This window comes from uncultured Alteromonas sp., assembly GCF_963976965.1.
GTDB lineage: Bacteria > Pseudomonadota > Gammaproteobacteria > Enterobacterales > Alteromonadaceae > Alteromonas > Alteromonas naphthalenivorans.
This window is the reverse complement of the sequence record NZ_CAXBMP010000001.1, coordinates 162,329-182,471: the sequence shown is the minus strand read 5'-3', so window position 1 is coordinate 182,471 and position 20,143 is coordinate 162,329. Positions and strand designations below refer to the sequence as shown.

Here is a 20,143-nt window from a genome sequence, read left to right as displayed (position 1 = left end):
GCGCTCATCCGTTATTTGAATGAAACAACTCGTAGTAAAACTTTACCTTAACATTTCCTATCATACTTCACTTAAAGAAAATAAAAAGTGTCTGGTGAATTTATTTGACGTGGTCAACCAAATTCACACAACCCAGTTAAGCCGCTTTTCCTAGTTTTGCCATATCAGCCTCATATTGGTTTGGACTTTTGTAATCCAGATATGAATGCAGTCTCTGGCTGTTATAAAACATCGTGATGTATTGCAGAATATCCTGCTGCGCTTCATGCCGAGTTTGATAGTGTCGCCATTGCACGCGTTCTTGCTTCAACGTACCGAAGAAGCTTTCTACTACCGGTCGAGTCAACCAAGGGGAGCCTCCCCCCTTAGTTGCTCACAGAACCGTACGTGAACCTCTCGATTCATACGGCTCTTGCTATTCAGCCACCCAATTCCAAATTCGCCAATGTGCAAATAATAAAGAAGCTTTTGAGTACAACATACGAAGCCATTGTCCTGCACGCTTTTTACGGCGTTGCAGTTGTTTAAACTTTCGCATTGCCCACTTCATTATTTTCTCATTGATGTAGTCATAAATAGCAGACATCGCTGATTTCCTAAAGTGTCCGTAATAATTAATCCATCCTTGTATCATTGGATTAATTGCTCTGGCTAACTCTGAGACACCTTGACTGAAACACCCTTTTACCAACGGATGTGTCTTGATCTTAAGCCTAATAGCCTTCATAGACTTGCGGCTGACCGCTGGCGAGAAACTCACAAAGAATTTCCCCTCCTTGTCTCGGCAACTTCTCGGCCTAAAAGTATATCCCAGAAAGTCGAAACTTTGGCTGGGATAGGTACCTACTCGGTTTGAATCTTTACAATAAACAATCTTGGTTTTCTCTTGGCATAGCGCAAGTTTGCATTGCGCAAGGCGCGACCTTATCCTTTGCTCAATATATTCCAGCTGCTTTTGACTGCGACAATGCACAACAATATCATCGGCATATCTTTCAAAATGAATACAAGGAAACTCTTTTTGCATCCAACTATCAAAGCCTAGGTGAAGAAATATATTGGCGATCAGAGGGCTAATTACACCGCCCTGTGGCGTGCCCTGAGTCCGTTTTATGCGTTCTCGATTTGGCATCACCACGTCTGCTTTTAACCAACGTTCTATATACAGCATTGTCCATTTACACTGTGTAAACCTCGATACCGCTATCATGACCAATTTATGATCTAGCGCATCGAAGAAACCTTGAATATCCATATCCAGAACCCAATCATCACGCCAGCACCTGCGACGAGTCTGAGCAATTGCATCCAGTGCCGATTTATTTGGACGATAGCCGTATGAATCATCATGAAAGTAAGGCTCCACTTGCGGCTCCAAACGAGTCTTGATAACCATCTGAGCAATCCTGTCCGAAATCGTCGGAATTCCCAATGGCCTTAATTTTCCATTGGACTTAGGGATGTCAACTCGTCTTACTGGGGGAGGAAAATAACTCCCTGATGACAGTCTGTTCCAGATCTTGTAAAGATTACACTTTAAATTAGCTTCGAAGTCCTCCATCGTTTGCCCATCAATACCGGCAGAGCCTTTATTGGCCTTGACCGCTAGATAAGCATCCCATACTGCAAATTTAGATAAATTAAATGACTTTGCCAAGATTTACTGCTCCTCCCATTTCTGGTTGACAATAAAGCTCAGCAAAATAACGCAACCCCTTCGCTCCACACCCATTACAGATGCTTCATCACTACTACAAGTTGCTCCGCCCCTCTGGTTTACATCGGTACTTGCGGTAATATTCAACTGAACATCACTTCTTCCCTTATCATCAAACCAGTAGGTTCCCACGTTCCACAAAAGAGCCTGGTTCAAGCTCATGCAACCTCTACACCGAACGCCACCCAGCCCATAAACAGGTACTGTCTGGATTCGTCCCAGATTAACAACGCTATCTGGTTTTGACGTTAGTTGGTTTGCTTTTCGACATGTCATCGATTGTTCACTTTCGTTCATCTTCTTGAACCATACCTGACACTTTTAAAGTGCCTTTTCCAACGACGCTCACTACCATAGCTTTTGACTACAGCAGCTCGTGGTGGTTTGAAGCCAGATCCTGTAATCAGACTTCGAGGGACCTACCCTCATCTCTTATGCAGCATGGCAATGTGACAAACTTTCTGCCACATGCCTTCGTGGCACACCATTATCCCAGCAGTCACCTTTTCCACTCATACTGCCCGTGATCTGATGCAGGTTCAGTAACTGCCTGAACTGTCTGCTGGCGTATTGTGAACCGCGATCTGAATGGTGAATCAATCCAGCTTGAGGTCTTCGCTGCCACAACGCCATAGTCAGCGCATCACACACAAGCTGGGCGTTCATCCGCGACGACATGCTCCAGCCCACAACTTTGCGTGAGAACAGGTCAATGACAACCGCCAGATATAACCAGCCTTCCTGAGTCCAGACATAGGTGATATCCGATACGTAAGCCTGGTTGGGCTGTTGTACATCAAATTCGCGGGTCAGCACATTATCGAACACCGGCTGTTTATGATTGCTGTTGGTGGTTACTTTGTACTTCTTGCGCCGCTTCACGCTAACACCTGCCTCTTTCATCAAGGCCTGCGTCCGGTGTTTGCCTACCGGATAACCCAGGGCATTCAACGCTCGCTTCATGCGCCGCACGCCATAGGTAAAGTCACTGGCTTCAGCAATTTTTTCGACCCACTCAATCATCTCATCATGCTGTGGATCCGGCTCAATCTCGGACTGGCGCTTCACGTAACGATAATAATCAAAGCGGCTGACACCCAATACCTGACACATCAGGCTAATTGGCCAGGCCTTCTTATGCTGGGTGACGAAACCGTATTTCACTTGGTTTCTTTGGCAAAGAAGACCGTCGCTTTTTTTAAAATCTCTTTCTCCATTTTCATGCGCTTATTTTCTTCCCTCAAACGGCGGATCTCTTCTTGCTCAGGCGTGAGCTTGCCATTACCACGGAAGGCGTGAGTTCCTTCTCTTTCTTGTTCTTTAATCCAGCGACCAAGCATATTGGCACTGATATCCAGGCTTCTTGCAGCTTCAGCAATTTTGTAGTTTTGCTCAGTAACCAAACTGACTGCATCCAGTTTGAACTCTTTTGAATAGCTTTTTCGAGTTTTCATATACACTCCAGTTGAGAGAATTATCTCTTAACCGGGTGTGTGAATCTATTGGAACACGTCACCAATCGGCTCTATCGTAGTCGGAGGTGAAAGCTCTACCTTCGTTTTGCGCCTCTTTTTCAGCTTGTTGGTATGCCGATTTTGCTTTGGGTAATCGGCCACCGCTTTCAAGACAGGCTTCAATAGTACTAAAGGCTTCGAAATTTTTGGTTCGATTGTAGGATGCGCTCGACGAGTCATGACATATGCCCGATGTGCTTTTCTTTACTTGGGCGTATGCGTCATTAGGAAACGTGCATGCGAATATAAAAAAGCTCAGTAGAACGAGTATCGGAGTATTACGATTCATGATTGCCTTGTTCTTGTGTAACCGATCATTTTAGACCGTTCTTGACCGCCTGACTAAGATCGAGTTTAGCAACGCTAACCGCAGTTACTATGCCAGCCGGCACCTTGTGATGCGTCTTGCCATTGTTGTTAGCAATGAGCACCGTTTTTCTATTTTTCTTAAGTAACGTGCCGGTGATAGTTTTGCCATCATGAGCATACTGCACTTTCATGCCTGGGCGCAGTTTAGCAAGCGCTTCTCTATCTTGTTTTGCTCGTAATTCATCAATGCGGTTAACGACCGCTTCATTGAGTATATACAATTGGTCGAGAGTGAGTTGGCTAATATCGATGGTCGTTTTCGTTTCTTTTTCGGTCATAGCGTCTTCACTTTTCTATGTCTGAGCGCAGGCGTTTATCAGCGAACAGTGCTTTCCAGCGTCTAGGGGTTAAGTCGATGATGTCTTTGGCTGGATGTTGCGATACGCGTTGCAGTACATCGACTAGGTAGTGGTATGGATTGATGTTGTGTAATTTGCAGGTCACGGTGAGTGTATGCAAGGCACCAAGCTGTTTTGCGCCCAACTCACTCCAGCAGAACAAATGGTTCTTCTTACCCATAGGGATAACGCGTAAGGCCCTTTCTAAATGATTAGTGTCGATATTCACTTGTGCGTGCGTCAGGTAAGTCTTTAACTCATGATGACGGTCATAGGCATAAGCTAAGGCTTTGCTTAACGGATCTTTAGGTAATAATTCTGGGCGTTGGCGTTGCTCGTATAGCCAATGAAACAGAGCATTGATGACAGGCTCGCTGTGTTTGAGGCGATATTGCACGGTATCCTCGGCATTAAGCGCGTGTTTTCGTATGTGTGCTTCCACTTTATACAGCTTTTGTATTTCAGCCAAGGCGTATTGTGCCTCTTTAGGATGATAATCCAATGCTTTTTCGAAGTAGCGGCGCGTATGCGCCCAACAGGCTGCATGGGTGATGTGTTGGCCTTGGCTGTTTAGCGTATCAATGATTTGGCTATACACCGCATAACCATCGCTTAGCAAGGTGCCATTAAAGCCAGTGAGTTGCGCAATCGCATGTTGTTTGCCGCGAGAAGATGACCAGGTAAAGGCCACTTCATCTTGCTCACCATAAATGGGCCAGAAGTAGGTTTGTTTCATGGTGTTATGTTTGCGGCGAGTCGAGGCTTGTCGACCCGCCTTCATCGGCGTTTCATCCATGCTGATGTTGCCCCCACTCAGTATATTACTCAGCACTGCTTGTGCGATAGGGATAACTAAATCAATGCTTTGACTGACGTAGTTGATTAAGCTCGCCCGCGATAAAGTCACACCCGATTGCAGCATACGTAAATGCTGTCGGTGAAGGGGTAAATGGAATACGGCTTTATCAACCATGAGGCCCGCTAATAGTGATACATCCGCATACGCCCCTTCTAACACATTATCGGGAGTTGAGGGGGACAACATGTTGCCCGTTTCTTTGCTTTTAAAGACTTTTTTGCGATAAATTAAGACTTGGTAGCTACCTGGCAGTTGCGCTAAGCGATGGGTCTCTTTCGTGCCAATAATTTCATACTTATCAGCATCCTCACCTTCAAGCTCGGGGCAAGGCACATCAATCACTTTTGTGGGCACGTCATCAGTAAAGCGAAGGCCGGTATCATTGACGTTATTGTCATCTTTTTGTTTAGTGGAGCGGGCATAGCCTTTGACGGCTTTTTTAGGTGCTGGCGGTAAATCTTCATTCGTCGCTTGGCCAAACAACTGCGTTTGGTCAGAATTCTCTACTATGTGCTTTTCTGACTTACGCCCAAACAACTGACGCTTAAACCAGTCGACTTGTTGTTGCAACTGCGCGGCGTGTGCTTGTGACTCAGCCAGTTTTGCACACACATTAGCATATTCTTCTTGTGGAATATGAGGTGTGTTTTGTGGCAAATCGGCAGCGCTTTTCATGCGGCTAAGTATAGCAAATTCAGCTACTTAAGTCGCATGTTTTGTTTGCCTTTTTGCCAATAAACACCATCAATCAAACACTGTAACTGCGCGGTGTTCAGGGCGATTTTATGCCCATTACCTGACACTTTACCGAAGGTGCCCCGCTCCAATCTTTTCGACCATAAACAGTAACCGCCTTGATGGTAATACAGCACTTTTATCATGGTGCGTTTGCGGTTCACAAACACAAACCAATCGCCGAGCTGTGCTTGCATCTGCAACTGATTGTTCACCAACGCCGCTAAGCCGTCGAACTGCTTGCGCATATCGGCAATACCAAGATATAACCATATTTTAGCGCTACTTGCTGTTAGCATTAACCATCTCTACTCATGTTCAGCACCACACCGTTTGGTAGCGTTAACTCGATTTGCCATTGGCGCATGGCTGGCCGATGTGAGGTCATGCTGTCAATGGGCAGCCATTGCGGTGATGTCTGCGGCAACGACAAAGCTTGACGTTTTTTGCGTTGCAAATAAAAAGTGGACTGGTTAATGTGGTGCGTGTGGCAAAACTGCGCGATGGTCATATCGCTGGCTTCTTGCGCATCGATAAGTTGCTGCCATTCTTGAGAGCTTCGTCTAGTCATTGATATTTTCTCCTATATTAATCAATGATTAGATTTTAGGGGCTTAGCTTAAGAATAAAAGAGCGGTCTATTTTGACCGCTTACATTTTAAATGGTGACAACCAAAGTTAACTTATTAACTCTAAATATTCTTCCTCTGTTAGCACTTCCACACCTTTGTCACGGGCCGCATTAATTTTGGTTTCACCAACCTTCTCTCCTGTTACCAAATAGGTAGTATTACCAGTGACCGATTTGGCCACCTTAGCTCCAAGCGCTTTTGCTTGTTTTTCCATGTCACCACGAGACCCCTGTTGCATGGAGCCAGTAAAAACAACAACTTTTCCAGCTATAGATGAGCCTGAACTTTCTCTATAGGATTCCTTAGGTGTGACACTTAAGTTAAAGCCAAGGTTATATACCTTGAAAAACTCCTCTCTAACGTTTGCTAGCCCTTCGACAATTGCTTCTGCGCTTAATTGTGCAAAGCCATCTATTTTAACCATTTCCTCGACTGATACTTCGAAAAGTTCAACGATTGAATGATGCTGAAGTAATTTTTCACAGTTTCCTCCAGCTAATCGGCTAACTCCAAATGCAGCAAGAAATCTCCAATCCTCTATTTCAATTTCTCTACTTGCTTGAAGTTGGTCTAATAGATTTTGTGATGTTTTATCTCCAAATCCAAATCCAACAAATTGGTGCTTAGGGATCTGATAGATTTCATGGATATGTTTGATGCCATAACTTGTGATCTTCTCAATCACCTTAGGCCCAAAACCATCGATATTACCTAATGTCTTAAAGAAATGAATCAGTGTGTTCTCTGTTTGAGCAGGACAATCTGACTTGTTTGGACATATTAAATGCTCACCTTCCCAAATAAGATGAGCATTACAGCTGGGGCAACTCTCAGGCAACTCAGGTTCTGTAGGTTTAATGACCATTTCTATTTTAGGAATAACCAAACCACTTCTCACTAGTTTAATGATTGCTCCAGGACCTACTCCATTTGTTTTTACCATATTATAGTGATGAACTGTTGCTCTACTTAAAGTTGCACCGCTAAGTTTAGTGGGGACTAATTCAGCTACAGGTGAAACTCGACCTGTCCTTGAAGTCTGAGGAATAACTCTCAACACCTCAACTTCAGCCGATTCATCATTCACTTTAAACGCAATTTGCCACCGATGGAACTTCCTCGTTGAACCCATATGCTCTTTAATTGCAGAATTATTCGTTTCTAAGATTAAGCCATCAATATCAAAGTCAACAGCGTTCCACATTCGCTCTAAAATATCATCAAACTCATTAATTAGAGTGTCTATAGAACCAACCCAGTCCTCAAGCGTTGAAAAAGGATAGAAAACACAAGCTCCTTCATCTATGGCTAGTTTAACGTTCTCATCAACCTTCTTTTCAGCAATTATTGCTGCTTGAATATTTCTGGAGTTCTCAAAATGCTCACTAAGAACTTCATCAAAATATGACTTTTTAATAACAATCTCACCAGGGCCTAATCCTCGAACTCCTCCCTTAGCGACTTTAAGACCTCTCTCGAAAGCGCGGGTTATATCTTGCCCCTTATAGCCATCACCACGAGTGTAGAGAGTTTTTCCATCATCAAAAGCAGCATAACCATCCAATTTTGGAGTCACTCTTATTTCAATATTCTCAGTGTTTTCACCAATTTCATTAGCCGCTTTAATCAGTCTATCGGTCCATTTTTCGATCTCTTCTTTTGAGTATGCTTTATCTGTCGAGAGCATTCTTTGAGGAAGAGTTACTGTTTTACTTTCTTTTAATGGTTCTTCTTCAACTTTGAACATATAAGAATGCTGAGGATACCTTGTTCTCAACTCTTCCAATAAAACATGATCGTATTCTTTGTCAGTGACAATTGGAAAGCCTGCTCGATAGCTTGCATTTGCAACATCCAATACTAGTAACAACTTCTCTTTACTTAGGTTGGTTAAGTTATCAAGATTAAAAAATTCTTGTATGTCATCAGTTGAATAGCTTGGATTCAAAAATTGTATTGCTGCCAATTGTTCTTTATTAAATTTAGTTTTTGACATATGTACCTCTAAGCAGCTAGTGAGAATGAAAACGCACTATTTGAAACATTTGAGTTCAGGGTGACACCCATTGCACCGGTACGTCCTACTTGAAACTCAACATCTAACAGTTTGGTTATTTCTTCTTGGGCAGGAAATTTCTGTGCAATGGCCCAGCGCGGCGCGCGTGCCACAAAGCCTAATGTTTGTTGTACGCTAATATCATCAACTTTAAACACTACGCCATCAATATCGTAAGGTAAGTCGTCACGAAGGGTCAATATTCGCTGATAATACGCTAAGCAGCCTTTGCCTCCCTCTGCGGTGTCGATATCAGGGCATAAGGGTATGCCCCACTCACCTAATTGCGCTAATCGCGCACTATGATGATGTGGCAGCTCAAAATCCTCAGGCGTAACCACACCCAAAGAATAGGCGTAAAACATTAACGGGCGTTTCGCTGTTACTTTTGAATCAAGCTGTCTAAGGCTTCCAGCGGCAGCATTACGCGGATTAGCAAAAACTTTACCGTCGTTAGCACGCTGATAATCATTAAGCGCTTCAAAGCCCTTTTTAGGCATAAATACTTCGCCGCGAACTTCCAATCGAGATGGGTAGTTTTCGCCGCGTAATTTAAGAGGAACGTTAGCAATGGTGCGAACATTGGTAGTAATGTTCTCGCCAACTTGGCCATCACCCCGAGTCGCTGCACGTACCATTTCGCCATTTTCATAAAGAATACTAACCGCCAATCCATCAAGCTTTGGTTCGCAACTAAAACCGAGTTCTTTATTGTCTTTCAGGCGATCGTAAATACGTTTTTCAAACGCCAATAGCGACACATCATCAAACGCGTTATCAAGTGATAACATAGGCACTTCATGGGTAACTTGCTCAAAAGCAGAAAGCGCAGAGCCCCCCACTTTTTGACTTGGCGAACTTACACTCTGCAATTCAGGGAATTGCTTTTCGATGCTAATGAGTTCCTGCATATCTCTATCATATTGCGCATCGGGCACTGTTGGGGCATCGAGCACATAGTATTGATAGTTGTATTCATTTATCTGCCCACGAAGTGATTCGGCGCGGGCTTTTGCTTGTTCTAACGTGTCTGACATTATGATACTTGCGTGTAATTTTTTAAAAGAAATGGCGGTTTCACTCTGCTAACTAAAACAAAAAGCAGCACGCTCACTCAATGCTAATTGAGTGACTGTACTTAACGCCAAATAATTGTCCTAATGGTAGCATGAGAAAACAAAAAAGGGCCGCTAAAAAGACAGGCCCTTTATGCAAATTTATAGGAATTGACTACTGGCGGGTAATCATACGTTTGCGTTCAAACTCACGTATTTTTTCCATGTATTGCTGTAAACCTTGTTTAGTTAGCACACTACGACGTCCATCAAGCACTTGAGCACCGAACTCATCCGCCAACTTACGTGCAGCGTTGTGCATCATATTGAACACTTGATGAGGGTCGCCCTCAATGGGCAGGATCATAAACAAAGAAACACCCTGCGTGTTGAACGTTTCAAGACTATCAATATCGAAAATTCCAGGCTTAAACATATTAGCCAAGCTAAATAATACCGGCCCTTTACCATTTGAATTGACATGACGATGAAAAATATCTTGGTCACCAAACTTAAAGCCAAGCGTTAATAACATTGGCAACAAGGCCGCGCCAGCTATTGGGTCTTCCTCGGGGGCTTTCACGTTGAGTACGAGTACTTCTTGCTCAACTTGCTCAGAAGCGCCGCCATTTTGGGTGCGGCTGCCAGAAGCAGTTTGCATACTGTTATCTTGGCTGTCTGTACTGGCACTTTCTGCGCTTCCTGCATTGGCTGCACTATCGTCAAAATCGATACGCATTTGATCATCGCCAAATTTAGGCTCTTGGCGCTTACGAGAAATAGGTTTGCTGCGCTTTCCTTTCATAAAGCGCTTAGCTTGTTCACCTAGGCCGCTGGCAATAACGACTTCAGCACCTTCGCTTGCCTGATTTTGGGTCTCTTTGTGGCCTGTTTGCGCAGTATTACCCGACACAGATTGTGTTGCCGGTGAGTCCAAACTGAAATCATCAATTTCTGGTGAGTTGTGTTCAGGCGTTGGTTGGCTATTGCCCGCTTCAGGAGACACTGGTGTACTGTCTACCGCACTATAACTTACAGAAGGCTTGTTGGTAGCGGCAGTTTCAACTTCGCTAGCAGGTTCATCATCGCCTTCTCGTAATAGAAACCCTGGCGGTTCTGGGAATGCATCTGAACTAAATCCATCATCTTCACTGGCAGGGGCGGAACTGCTTTGAAGGTGTGGCTTTGGATTAGACACCACCGAACCATAAAGCTTAGGTTTATCGGCTACCTTTTCTTTGGGTGTATTAGTGTCGGAAGCGGAATCTTCAGCGCTCGCTCCACTACTCGCGGCATTAGCTTCTTTCTGCGTAGAATCGGCTAAAGGATCACTCGTTTCATTGTAAGGCGATGTTTTATCCGATGTATTATTAACATCATGCTTAACACCTACATCGCTAACATCGCTATCATCGGTGCTATCGCTACCATAAAAACTTTTTGCTTTAGAGGTACTCGCCGCAGTGTGATTGTCATGGCTAGATGCATCACCTAGGTCTTGTTCATCGCTTGCATCGAAACTGTCTTGCGAATTTTCTTGAGCATTGCCAGAACTCACCACGCGAACCTGGCCAATACCTAATTCATCAAATCCTTCTGATTGCGACCCTTCTTCCTCGCCAGTATCTGCCCACTGACGGGGTTCAACCCGAGGTTTACTGCTCGGCTTACCGTTTTTGCGAATTTTCCAAATACCGTGCGCAAGTACTGCAATTATAAAGCAGGTACCTGCAAACAATAGTGATAGACGTAATTCATCTTCCATTTAGCTTCGTCGCCCTTTGTTATGCTTCTGCGAAAGCCATTGCTTGTTCAACATCAACCGCTACCATCCTAGACACACCAGGTTCTGCCATGGTAACACCAGTTAAATGACTTGCCATTTCCATCGCAATCTTATTGTGGGTGATATAAATAAACTGTACCGTTTGCGACATTTCTGAAACCAAGTTACAAAAACGCCCAACGTTAGCATCATCCAATGGTGCATCAACTTCATCCAGCAAACAAAATGGTGCTGGATTAAGCCTAAATATCGCAAATACCAATGATAAAGCGGTTAACGCTTTTTCTCCACCGCTTAAAAGGTGAATTGTGCTATTTTTCTTACCAGGAGGGCGCGCCATGATAGTCACCCCAGTTTCTAGCAAGTCATCGTCGGTTAAGGCTAAATAAGCAGAGCCTCCTCCAAACACTTTTGGAAACAGGGTTTTCAAATCTTGGTTCACTTGCTCAAACGTAGTAGAAAAACGGGTACGGGTTTCTTTATCTATTTTACGTATCGCGCTTTGCAATGTTTCCAATGCATCGGTCAAATCATGGTATTGAGTATCAAGGTGTAACTTTCGTTCCGATTGGGTTTCGAATTCTTCTACCGCTGCCAAATTCACCGCCCCCAAGCGAGATAAACTTCCTTGCGTGCTTTCAAGTTCTTTCTGCCATTTTGTTTCATCTGCCTCGTCTGGCAATGTTTCGAGAATAGATTTTAGCGACAACTTGCTATCTTCTAATTGCTCCAAAATGGCAGTAGCACGCACTTTAAACCCTTCAATCTCGATATTTAGCTTTTCGATGTTGCTCGTGCGCTCTTGAATATCTTTCGCCAACGCCTGTTGACCTTTTTCAGACTCACGCAGCATTTGCTCTATTTCATCATGCTTAGATTGGTACTCGGAACGCTTGCTTTCAAGTTCACTTTTTTGTGTAAGCAGTTCTTGTAATTGAACTTTTTGAACCGCCTGTGGCGCTGACAAGTCTGTAAGCTCTTTGCTTAGCGTATCCCGTCTCGATTGATAATCGGTGAGCTGCTGTTGGTTACGCGTTACCTGTTGTGCATATAAATTTTGATGACTTTCCAATTGCTGTACTTTTAATGCCATCTCATGAGCCTGATGTGTTAACGACTCTACCTTGCTGCGAAGTTGCGCCACCTTATTATCAAATTGTTCTCGGTTATTTTGCGCTTCGCTAACGCGCGCTTCGTATTCCGATAACTGCGCTTCATGAATTTCAAGCTGTCCGGATAAAGTAACGAGCTGCGCTTCTTCTTTACTTAACATGACGTTTTGCTTGCTTAATTCGTCTTTAAGTTTTGCGCTTCGCGCCGCTAATTGTTCGTTTTGCATCACCAACACAGACATAGCATTGGTATGCTGAACTAGGGTATTTTTAAGGTTCTCATAAGTGAGTTTGGCATGGTCACTTTGCTCGGCATTACGACTAACCAGCACGTTAGCTTCTTCTACTTTTGCCTGGGCTAATGCTATATTGTCTTCAATGTGGTTAAGCGTTTCACTTAATTCAGCCAGCTTTGATGCTCTATGTAACACGCTGTTTTCAACTTCCCCGCCCCGCACTACCCAATCTTTAGCACACCACAGACCTTCTTCTGAAAGTACGGACATTGTGTTTTCAATGGTGCTGACCATATTCACTGCATCAGCGTTGGTTTCACACAATAGAATATGATTGAACGCTTCTGGTACCCGTTCGCTTGGTAAAGCGGCAGCCAAGGTGTTGGGTTGTTTTACATCGGTGAAAGCTGATTGGGCAAACACCCGCTCCCCCATGGGTAAAAGCGGTATATGATTAACTAAGTCGTTTATTTCAAGAGAACTGGCAATATAAGGTTGATGCCAATAGCGCAATACGGTTTCCACACAGTCATTCAAATTTTCTGGCACATTCAACTGCTGCCACAACAATTGTAAGTCGCTATGCACCTCGGCATAGCCAGTAGCAGCATCATCTTGCAGTGCTGATAGTGCTGCAATGGTAGATTGCAAAGATTGTCGTTCGCCATCTAGCTCTCTATGCATTGTTTCTACTTGTGCTAGGGCTTGCTGACTGCCTTTAAGGGCTTCTTTGGTGTCATTGTATTGTTCCAATGCCTCGCTTACCTGGACTTCGGCTTCATCAATTTGCGCGTTCAACATCGATATACGATCGGTAATATCATCGGTGTCGAGCTGGCTAAGCTCATCGTTCAGTTCACTGATACGCTGCGAAGTACGAAGCTGCATGTTCATCGTTGACTGAATTTGACTATGACAGGTTTGCACTTCTTGCTTTAAGCGATGATAGATTTGTTCGTGCTCGCGGCTTTGTGCACTGAAGTCACGGCGTTCTTGCTCGGCATCATTAAACATGTCTTTGGCTTGTGCCAAAGCTTCATCATTCAATGCTTGCTGGGGTAACAAGGTGTCTAAACCCGATTTAGACGTGGCTAACGCTTGATTAGCTTCTTCTAACCCAGCGACCAACAAGTTCGTTTGCTCGTTCAAGGTGACGAGTTCGGCCTCAATCTGTTGTTTGCGCTGCTGACTATGTAATTCGTTTTGTTCAATGCGAGTAATCGCATTACTGGTGGTAAATAGCTGCTGCTGTACATCGTCTGCAGCTTGTTTGTTTTGCGCCAGTTGCTCTTTGTAGGTGAGCATGCCCGCTTCATCGCCATGTTGCCGTAACACTAATGCATCAAGTGCTTGCTGGTGACCTTGCAGCGTCTGCTTTAAGTTTTCAGTTTGTTCGCTATTTTTTAAAAAACGAATACCCGCTAATTGCCCCTTGAGTTCACGCACTTTCTCACGCAACATTTTATAACGGGTTGCAGCCGCGGCTTGGCGCTGAAGCTTTTCAAGTTGTTGACCAAGTTCATCACGCACATCATTTAACCGCGCTAGGTTATCTTGCGTGTGGCGAATACGATTTTCAGTTTCCCGCCTTCTTTCTTTGTACTTGGAAATACCGGCCGCTTCTTCGATGAAAACTCGCAGCTCTTGCGGCTTAGATTCTATTAGCCGAGAAATCATACCTTGTTCAATAATGGCGTAAGAGCGAGGCCCCAACCCTGTACCCAAAAACAGATCGGTTACATCACGACGACGACACTTAGTGCCGTTTAAAAAATAGGTAGATTGGGCATCGCGGGTGACTAATCGTCTTACTGATAATTCGCTGTAGGTGGCATATTCGCCACCAATTCGCCCTGCACTGTTATCAAAAAACAACTCAACACTGCACTGCCCCACAGGTTTACGTGCGCTAGAGCCGTTGAAGATAACGTCGGTCATGGCATCGCCTCGTAAGTTCTTAGCAGAACTTTCCCCTAGTACCCATCGTACGGCATCGATTACATTCGACTTTCCGCACCCATTTGGGCCGACAACAGCAGTCATTTCACTAGGAAAAGGAATTGTGGTTGGGTCTACAAAGGACTTGAAGCCCGCTAGTTTGATCTTTTTTAAACGCACAACAATACCTTACGCACTAACGCTACGTAACAAGATGCGCCCCGTTGATATGGGTTAAATGTTATAAAAGAAATATTTAGCGTATTGGCTAAGTGCATTAGGAAGCACATTTTTTTGGTTTTTATTATGCTTGGACTTTACCAAATCTAACAGCTTGTAACAATTACCATTTCGTTTGCGTTAGGGTGTTACGTATAATGAGTAAATAATTTTGTTTTAGTAAAAGTTTTTGTAGCAGTTTTAGTAAAACCATCGTAGTAAAACCGAGCAGTGGAGTAATGATGAGTTCGCGAAGTGGTATACATTATTTTTTTGAAGGGTTTTCATTAATCAAAACTAAAGGCTTAAAACGCTTTGTTTTTGTTCCTTTGGCTATCAACATTCTGCTTTTTTCCGCCGCTTTCTATTTTCTATTTGGCCAAATTGAATACGGCATAAGCTATGTGATAAACCTAGTACCTGAATGGCTGGGTTGGATTAAAACGGCAGTAAATTTCTTTTTATGGCCGTTAGCGGTGTTAAGTGTACTGCTTATATTTGCCCTGATATTTGGCACACTTGCAAACTGGATTGCTGCGCCTTTTAATGGTGTATTATCAGAAAAAGTTGAGCGGCACTTAACTGGGCAAGCGATGGGTGACGATGGATTACTCGACCTTGTAAAAGACATTCCTCGTACCTTAGGTCGAGAATTCACAAAACTCTTCTGGTATATCCCTCGTGCCATAGGCTTTTTAATACTGTTTATATTTGTGCCTGTGTTCGGGCAAATTCTGTGGTTCTTATTTTCAGCTTGGATGATGGCAATCCAATATTGCGATTACCCTTACGATAACCACAAAATTGACTTCAAACGCATGCAAAATCACCTGTCGCAGCATAAAGGCAAATCGATGTCCTTTGGCATTATGGTGAATATCTTTTCACTTATTCCCGTGGTGAACTTTATCGTTATGCCAGTCGCCATCTGTGGCGCTACATCAATGTGGGTTAGTGAACTACGTGACGAAGCATTAACGAACCGGGTTTAATACTCTATTCTTCAGTATTGGTTTTAGCGTCTGTATTAGTATCGGTAGTGGTAGCAGCATCTGCTGCCTCCCCCGCATTTATTTCACCACTCGCCTTGTGGCTTTCGTAGGCCGCAAGCCATTGCCCGGCCTCTTGGGGTTGTCCGCTTTTATGAAAAGCCTGAAACAGGTTCATTGAAATAGGTCGCTGCGCCGCGGGATTTGCTAACTGGTCTTGCCACAAAGACAAGTATAAATCGGGTATGACTCCACTATCATGGTGTTCCATAAACGTGATAACACGGCTAGGTTTGTAGCTGGTGACGTTTATTGCACCACAGGTTTTGGCAGTCCCTACCCGTAAAGGTAAAAACGCTTCTTTGGCTTTGGTTTCCCAGTGATTTACGGTGTTTTGAGGATGATAAGCAATAGCACCGTCCATAGTAAGATTAGGCGGAGCAAATGTATTTAACCCTTCGTTAGAGCAGTATCGCCTTGCGGCGTTGCGTGACAACGCATATTCGTCAATAAAACCAGCGAAGTGCGCCAGTTCGTGTACCATCACCGAGTAAGCATCGCTTATATCTAAGTACATCACCCCATTTTGAACATTAGCTTTGCCCTGCTCCGATACCACGATGGCATGGGTAACATCTCGAGCCTTAACAATTGGCGCCAGTGGCTTCACGTTGCAGGCAAGATTACCTTGCCCTTGAAAATTAGCGTTACAATCGAGCACATTATTTTCAAGCCATAACGGCGGCGCAATACATAGTGGAAGTTCACTCAACCGCTCATCGCTCACATAGTCTTTATATAACTTATCAGCACGAGCAATCGTGGCCAATGAGGTAGCGACAAGTTGTATTCGCTGATGGCACATTGTATTTGATTGCCATGAATATTGAGACACAGCAGTAGGTGTTGTTGGCCTATACCGTTTAATAACAGATGCTATCTGCTGCGCTAATTTATGACCTTCCTTAGCGGCGCGCTGAATAAATACCTTGGCGTCGTCACGATTATTTTCATCCCACAATAATCTGCCGTACTTAAAAGCACTTTGCATATCATCCATGGCCGTTTTCTGAAGCCAAGGTTTTGCTAATTCTGGTTGAGCGTGTAACAGATACCAATCAGCGAGTGCAGCTTGAGCAGGCATATAGCCTTGTTCAGCCGCTCTAATTAACCATTTCTCTCGTTTTTCTGGGTTCTCAGTCGCCATGGCAAAGGCGAGTTGCGCTTCGGCGACATTACCAAGGGCAGCTAAACGAACCAGCCGATCTGAAGCGGCCTCCTCACCTAGTAATTGGTATAACGCCCATGCTGCGTCAGCATTATTAATTGAGGCTAACTGCTCAAGCCAATATTGGGCATTATTTTTAGTTGCTACATTGATAAGAAGGTGTTGTGCTTCTTCGCTGGCATTGTCGTTGCCCTGACTTGTACCAGATTGTTCATGATTTTGCGCCGCAAGCCATAGCAGCGCGTAAACGCTTTGCTTTAACGGCCGAGCTTTATTTGACGAAAGTGGGTTACTCGCGGGAGCGCTAGCAGTTGAATCAGCGCTGGCTGAATTAGAGCTAAGTGGATCAGAACCGGCTTGTTCGGGTGCCAATGCATCAGATAAATCAGGCTCGGTTGAAAGAGGCTCGGCTAAGAGGAATTGCTTATCGTAAGCATGTATTGCCGAGGTAGCATTACGCACTAACTGCTGCGTGTAACGGCCACTGTCGCCCGCTATCAGCAACAGCGCTATTATCGCTAATGTTAATCCACGCATTGTCTAGACGCTGTTACTCTTCAGCGTCTGACGAACGTTGACGAAGACGGTTAAGCTCCATTCGAGCGTAACGATGTTCAACATAATCAAAGACGTTGGTGCTCAGCGCCAACTTAAAATAGTTAGAAGCGATACCATTGTTGCCATCTTGGCTATGGTACTTGCCTAAATAAAAGTACGCTTCACACAGCCTATCGGTTAATGCTTTTTGACTCTTTACACCGTCAAGTAGCGAATTAAGCACTGCGTTTTCATCAACCACGCCTAAAAATAAATCGGTTAGTGTGGTGGCCCAGTGTTCATTATTTAATTCTGGGCGAATAGCCGCTAAATAAGCCTGACCTTCTTCTGGCGATAAATCGTAATGGGCAAAATACGCCCACAAGGCACGAAACGGGTCAGAATTATCCTTTTGTAAAAACCAGCCTAAATCTTCTATAGCCAATTCCGATCTACCGCCGTAATACAATGCAATGCCACGGTTTAAAAAGGCGAAGTCATATTCAGGGTTAATTTCCAGCGTAGAATCGAAAGAATCGTAGGCTTGAATAAAATCACTTTGCTGAATGTAATGAATACCCATTGAATTGTAGGCTTCTGCAAAATCCGGCTTAAGGTTAATGGCCTGACTGTAATCAAACTGTGCTAATCCACCTAACCCGACGCTGTCGTATAGCATTCCACGCTGTAGGTGAAGTTCTGCTTTGTCTTCATCAGACAAGGCGCTGCTACCCAAAATTTGATTGTAACGGGCAATAGCCATTTCAGAGCGAGGATTAACTGGCGCTGGCTCTGCTAACAGTAAATTACCCATTTGTGGTTGGCGAGAAACTTCTGGAGTTTGTGCACAACCGCCTAAAATACCAACAAATATGAAAAAAAAGATGAGACTAACGTTTCGACGCATGGTAAAAAAGCATTCTTAAGTAAGAAAAACATCCCGCGTTACAGATGCGTAAGCGGCTTTATATGCCGCCAACTTTCTCGCATTTAGTGTAAAAAGTAAAGTTATAAGTCGGGAGAATGTAGGTAGTTATGGATAATAAAAAGATAAAAAAGCTAATAGAACAAGCACAAGAAGTTCAACAACACTCGCACTCACCTTATTCTGATTTTAAAGTGGGTGCAGCTGTACTTACCGAGTCAGGTGATATTTTTGCAGGCTGTAATGTCGAAAGTGCCGCTTACCCCCTTAGCCAATGTGCTGAAGCCAGCGCCATTGGAAATATGGTTAGCCACGGCCATAAACGCATTCATTCTATTGTGGTGGCGAGTCAAAATGACGAATTTTGCTTTCCTTGCGGAGGCTGTCGACAAAAAATTGCAGAATTTGCGCCAGACGATACCCCTGTGGTGATGGTCACTAAATCGGGTAAAACCCACGAAACCACCATTGGTGAATTGCTGCCTAATGCGTTTAGAGCGCACGATTTAGGCAAGTAGGTAGGTTTAGGCTTGATATTTAAGTATAAGATCTTACGCGGTTATTTTACATTTTATAAACCCGCGTAAGGCTTACGCTTTTCACCCGCGATATTCTATGTTTCTTTCCCCCTTTTTATTTTTATGCATTGCTTAATTCACGCTCAACCCAAGTGCTTTTTTAATGACTAGATCTTATCAGCACATTTTCGGCGCAGCAGAACGAGTAATCTTTAAGATCAGTCCATTTTGATTGAAGGCTAATGCTACTTGATCACCAATTTCAATGCCTGTGGCAATACGCTGGTGCGCTCTCATACTCGCGACAAGATTATCAGATAGGGTTATTTGCTTTGACGAGCAATCTACTAACGTCCATTGATTATTGATGTTCGTCAGTGTCGCTACGCTTGTTCTTACTGCATTCAACGTGGCCAACTGTTGTTCGTAAGCTCTACTATAAGCCTTATATTTTTTGCTGTAATCGTTACTATCTACATCGGCTATTTCATCGGTAAAACCGTGTACTTCAAATTCAACATCTATAGTGGCAATATCTACAGTATTGCTTACCTGGCTTTTAAAATCATAAATACCTACCAATATCACCAATACAAAAGCGGCCGCACCAAATGCAAACCAGTCTTTATGCCAACCGCCTAGAAGTTGCCAAAAGCGTGAGCCTTGGCCAAAACGTGAATATTCATGGTGTTTTGCATTATTTATCACGTTACGTTTTATGCGACTTGGCACTTTGCGTTGGTTTTTACTGTGCTGATATGCCTGACGGAAGTGTTCATTTTCGTCGTTCATGATTGTGACTCCAATGCTTTTTTAAGCTTTTCCCTTGCATAACGAAGACGTGTTTTGACTGTCTCGTGAGGGACACAACAAATTGTACTTATCTCGTGTACGCTGAACCCTTCTTGCTGCAAGGAAAATGCTTCTTTCTGCTCGAAGGGTAACCGCTTTAATAGTTGGTGAAAGTCCGGTACCTCATCTAACGGATTACTATCAGACACCAAGCTTTCAACCTGATTACAATGGTTACTTTGTTGATATTGTTTTCTAAGTTCATCTAGCAGGGTGTTGCGCCCAAGGGTGAAAAGCCAGCCCAGAAATTTTCCTTCCTGGCGATACAAGTGCTTTTTTTCTATTACCTTTAGCCACGTTTTTTGAGTTATATCTGCCGCCATATCTGCGTTACTCAACACCAGCAAATAGTAATACAATGCATTGCTATATTGATCGTATAAACGAGATAACGCTTTAGGTTCCCCCGTACGCGCATATCGTTCCATTAAGCTTTCATCGCTTAAGGGTGCACTGAACCAATCTTTTACCGATATCAGCAGCCCTGCTCTGGCATAACTCATACGCGCTCCCTTATTCACCTTGAAG

General features: G+C 43.9%; 17 protein-coding genes and 2 pseudogenes. 2 read left to right on the top strand and 17 right to left on the bottom strand.

What is annotated here, in order from left to right; all coding sequences use genetic code 11:
* Nucleotides 1-136 precede the first annotated feature (136 nt).
* From AAC006_RS00835 to smc, 13 genes and pseudogenes are all read right to left on the bottom strand, one after another.
* Nucleotides 137-346: an IS3 family transposase gene (locus AAC006_RS00835; RefSeq protein ID WP_339890467.1), complete on the bottom strand. Its 210-nt coding sequence runs from the start codon at nucleotides 344-346 to the stop codon at nucleotides 137-139.
* A gap of 69 nt (nucleotides 347-415) precedes the next feature.
* The gene (gene ltrA, locus AAC006_RS00830; RefSeq protein ID WP_333973148.1) at nucleotides 416-1,657 is read right to left on the bottom strand and encodes a group II intron reverse transcriptase/maturase; all 1,242 of its coding nucleotides are present in this window, start codon (nucleotides 1,655-1,657) and stop codon (nucleotides 416-418) included.
* Nucleotides 1,658-1,660: 3 nt separating this feature from the next.
* Nucleotides 1,661-1,879: a hypothetical protein gene (locus AAC006_RS00825; RefSeq protein WP_333973146.1), complete on the bottom strand. Its 219-nt coding sequence runs from the start codon at nucleotides 1,877-1,879 to the stop codon at nucleotides 1,661-1,663.
* A gap of 324 nt (nucleotides 1,880-2,203) precedes the next feature.
* A pseudogene (locus AAC006_RS00820) lies at nucleotides 2,204-3,171 on the bottom strand (IS3 family transposase); the annotation flags it as partial.
* Between the two features lie 58 nt (nucleotides 3,172-3,229).
* Nucleotides 3,230-3,520, bottom strand: coding sequence for a hypothetical protein (locus AAC006_RS00815; protein WP_339890465.1), 291 nt, complete (start codon nucleotides 3,518-3,520; stop codon nucleotides 3,230-3,232).
* Between the two features lie 25 nt (nucleotides 3,521-3,545).
* Nucleotides 3,546-3,878: a hypothetical protein gene (locus AAC006_RS00810; protein ID WP_100970760.1), complete on the bottom strand. Its 333-nt coding sequence runs from the start codon at nucleotides 3,876-3,878 to the stop codon at nucleotides 3,546-3,548.
* 7 nt (nucleotides 3,879-3,885) lie between these two features.
* Nucleotides 3,886-5,454 carry an IS66 family transposase gene (locus AAC006_RS00805; protein ID WP_339890462.1) on the bottom strand — a complete coding sequence of 523 codons (1,569 nt, stop codon included), beginning with the start codon at nucleotides 5,452-5,454 and terminating at the stop codon, nucleotides 3,886-3,888.
* Nucleotides 5,455-5,495: 41 nt separating this feature from the next.
* Nucleotides 5,496-5,831 (bottom strand): IS66 family insertion sequence element accessory protein TnpB, encoded by a 336-nt coding sequence (gene tnpB, locus AAC006_RS00800; protein WP_100970759.1) that lies wholly within the window; start codon nucleotides 5,829-5,831, stop codon nucleotides 5,496-5,498.
* Nucleotides 5,831-6,103, bottom strand: coding sequence for a hypothetical protein (locus tag AAC006_RS00795; RefSeq protein ID WP_100970758.1), 273 nt, complete (start codon nucleotides 6,101-6,103; stop codon nucleotides 5,831-5,833). Before AAC006_RS00795 ends, tnpB begins: the two co-directional genes overlap by 1 nt.
* A gap of 107 nt (nucleotides 6,104-6,210) precedes the next feature.
* Nucleotides 6,211-8,160, bottom strand: coding sequence for a BRCT domain-containing protein (locus AAC006_RS00790; protein ID WP_339890459.1), 1,950 nt, complete (start codon nucleotides 8,158-8,160; stop codon nucleotides 6,211-6,213).
* A 68-nt stretch (nucleotides 8,161-8,228) separates the two neighbouring features.
* Nucleotides 8,229-9,257: pseudogene (gene ligA, locus AAC006_RS00785) on the bottom strand (NAD-dependent DNA ligase LigA); the annotation flags it as partial.
* 193 nt (nucleotides 9,258-9,450) lie between these two features.
* The gene (gene zipA, locus AAC006_RS00780) at nucleotides 9,451-11,040 is read right to left on the bottom strand and encodes a cell division protein ZipA (protein WP_339890458.1); all 1,590 of its coding nucleotides are present in this window, start codon (nucleotides 11,038-11,040) and stop codon (nucleotides 9,451-9,453) included.
* Between the two features lie 19 nt (nucleotides 11,041-11,059).
* Nucleotides 11,060-14,527: a chromosome segregation protein SMC gene (gene smc, locus AAC006_RS00775; RefSeq protein WP_339890455.1), complete on the bottom strand. Its 3,468-nt coding sequence runs from the start codon at nucleotides 14,525-14,527 to the stop codon at nucleotides 11,060-11,062.
* Between the two features lie 281 nt (nucleotides 14,528-14,808).
* Between smc and cysZ the strand changes: the two genes are divergently transcribed.
* Nucleotides 14,809-15,558, top strand: a complete 750-nt coding sequence (cysZ, locus tag AAC006_RS00770; RefSeq protein WP_208804908.1) for a sulfate transporter CysZ — start codon at nucleotides 14,809-14,811, stop codon at nucleotides 15,556-15,558.
* A gap of 4 nt (nucleotides 15,559-15,562) precedes the next feature.
* On the opposite strand, the gene AAC006_RS00765 is transcribed toward cysZ, so the two are convergent.
* Complete coding sequence (locus tag AAC006_RS00765; RefSeq protein ID WP_244360228.1) at nucleotides 15,563-17,320, bottom strand: sel1 repeat family protein; 1,758 nt, start codon at nucleotides 17,318-17,320, stop codon at nucleotides 15,563-15,565.
* A gap of 13 nt (nucleotides 17,321-17,333) precedes the next feature.
* Entirely contained in the window at nucleotides 17,334-18,227 is an 894-nt protein-coding gene (gene nlpI / locus AAC006_RS00760; protein ID WP_126872348.1) for a lipoprotein NlpI, read from the bottom strand.
* Between the two features lie 128 nt (nucleotides 18,228-18,355).
* Between nlpI and cdd the strand changes: the two genes are divergently transcribed.
* Nucleotides 18,356-18,763 carry a cytidine deaminase gene (gene cdd / locus AAC006_RS00755; protein ID WP_013783903.1) on the top strand — a complete coding sequence of 136 codons (408 nt, stop codon included), beginning with the start codon at nucleotides 18,356-18,358 and terminating at the stop codon, nucleotides 18,761-18,763.
* A 177-nt stretch (nucleotides 18,764-18,940) separates the two neighbouring features.
* On the opposite strand, the gene AAC006_RS00750 is transcribed toward cdd, so the two are convergent.
* Both AAC006_RS00750 and AAC006_RS00745 read right to left on the bottom strand, forming a co-directional pair.
* The gene (locus AAC006_RS00750; protein ID WP_339890453.1) at nucleotides 18,941-19,555 is read right to left on the bottom strand and encodes a hypothetical protein; all 615 of its coding nucleotides are present in this window, start codon (nucleotides 19,553-19,555) and stop codon (nucleotides 18,941-18,943) included.
* Nucleotides 19,552-20,118 (bottom strand): sigma-70 family RNA polymerase sigma factor, encoded by a 567-nt coding sequence (locus tag AAC006_RS00745; RefSeq protein WP_339890452.1) that lies wholly within the window; start codon nucleotides 20,116-20,118, stop codon nucleotides 19,552-19,554. The genes AAC006_RS00750 and AAC006_RS00745 overlap by 4 nt, the downstream gene beginning before the upstream one ends.
* Between the last annotated feature and the right edge of the window lie 25 nt (nucleotides 20,119-20,143).

Excerpts from the sequence above, each read along its gene's own strand:
- AAC006_RS00825 (WP_333973146.1), bottom strand. The coding sequence starts at position 1,879 with ATGAGCTTGAACCAGGCTCTTTTGTGGAACGTGGGAACCTACTGGTTT.
- AAC006_RS00815 (WP_339890465.1), bottom strand. The coding sequence starts at position 3,520 with ATGAATCGTAATACTCCGATACTCGTTCTACTGAGCTTTTTTATATTC.
- AAC006_RS00810 (WP_100970760.1), bottom strand. The coding sequence starts at position 3,878 with ATGACCGAAAAAGAAACGAAAACGACCATCGATATTAGCCAACTCACT.
- tnpB (WP_100970759.1), bottom strand. The coding sequence starts at position 5,831 with ATGCTAACAGCAAGTAGCGCTAAAATATGGTTATATCTTGGTATTGCC.
- AAC006_RS00795 (WP_100970758.1), bottom strand. The coding sequence starts at position 6,103 with ATGACTAGACGAAGCTCTCAAGAATGGCAGCAACTTATCGATGCGCAA.
- AAC006_RS00790 (WP_339890459.1), bottom strand. The coding sequence starts at position 8,160 with ATGTCAAAAACTAAATTTAATAAAGAACAATTGGCAGCAATACAATTT.
- zipA (WP_339890458.1), bottom strand. The coding sequence starts at position 11,040 with ATGGAAGATGAATTACGTCTATCACTATTGTTTGCAGGTACCTGCTTT.
- cysZ (WP_208804908.1), top strand. The coding sequence starts at position 14,809 with ATGAGTTCGCGAAGTGGTATACATTATTTTTTTGAAGGGTTTTCATTA.
- AAC006_RS00765 (WP_244360228.1), bottom strand. The coding sequence starts at position 17,320 with ATGCGTGGATTAACATTAGCGATAATAGCGCTGTTGCTGATAGCGGGC.
- nlpI (WP_126872348.1), bottom strand. The coding sequence starts at position 18,227 with ATGCGTCGAAACGTTAGTCTCATCTTTTTTTTCATATTTGTTGGTATT.
- cdd (WP_013783903.1), top strand. The coding sequence starts at position 18,356 with ATGGATAATAAAAAGATAAAAAAGCTAATAGAACAAGCACAAGAAGTT.
- AAC006_RS00750 (WP_339890453.1), bottom strand. The coding sequence starts at position 19,555 with ATGAACGACGAAAATGAACACTTCCGTCAGGCATATCAGCACAGTAAA.
- AAC006_RS00745 (WP_339890452.1), bottom strand. The coding sequence starts at position 20,118 with ATGAGTTATGCCAGAGCAGGGCTGCTGATATCGGTAAAAGATTGGTTC.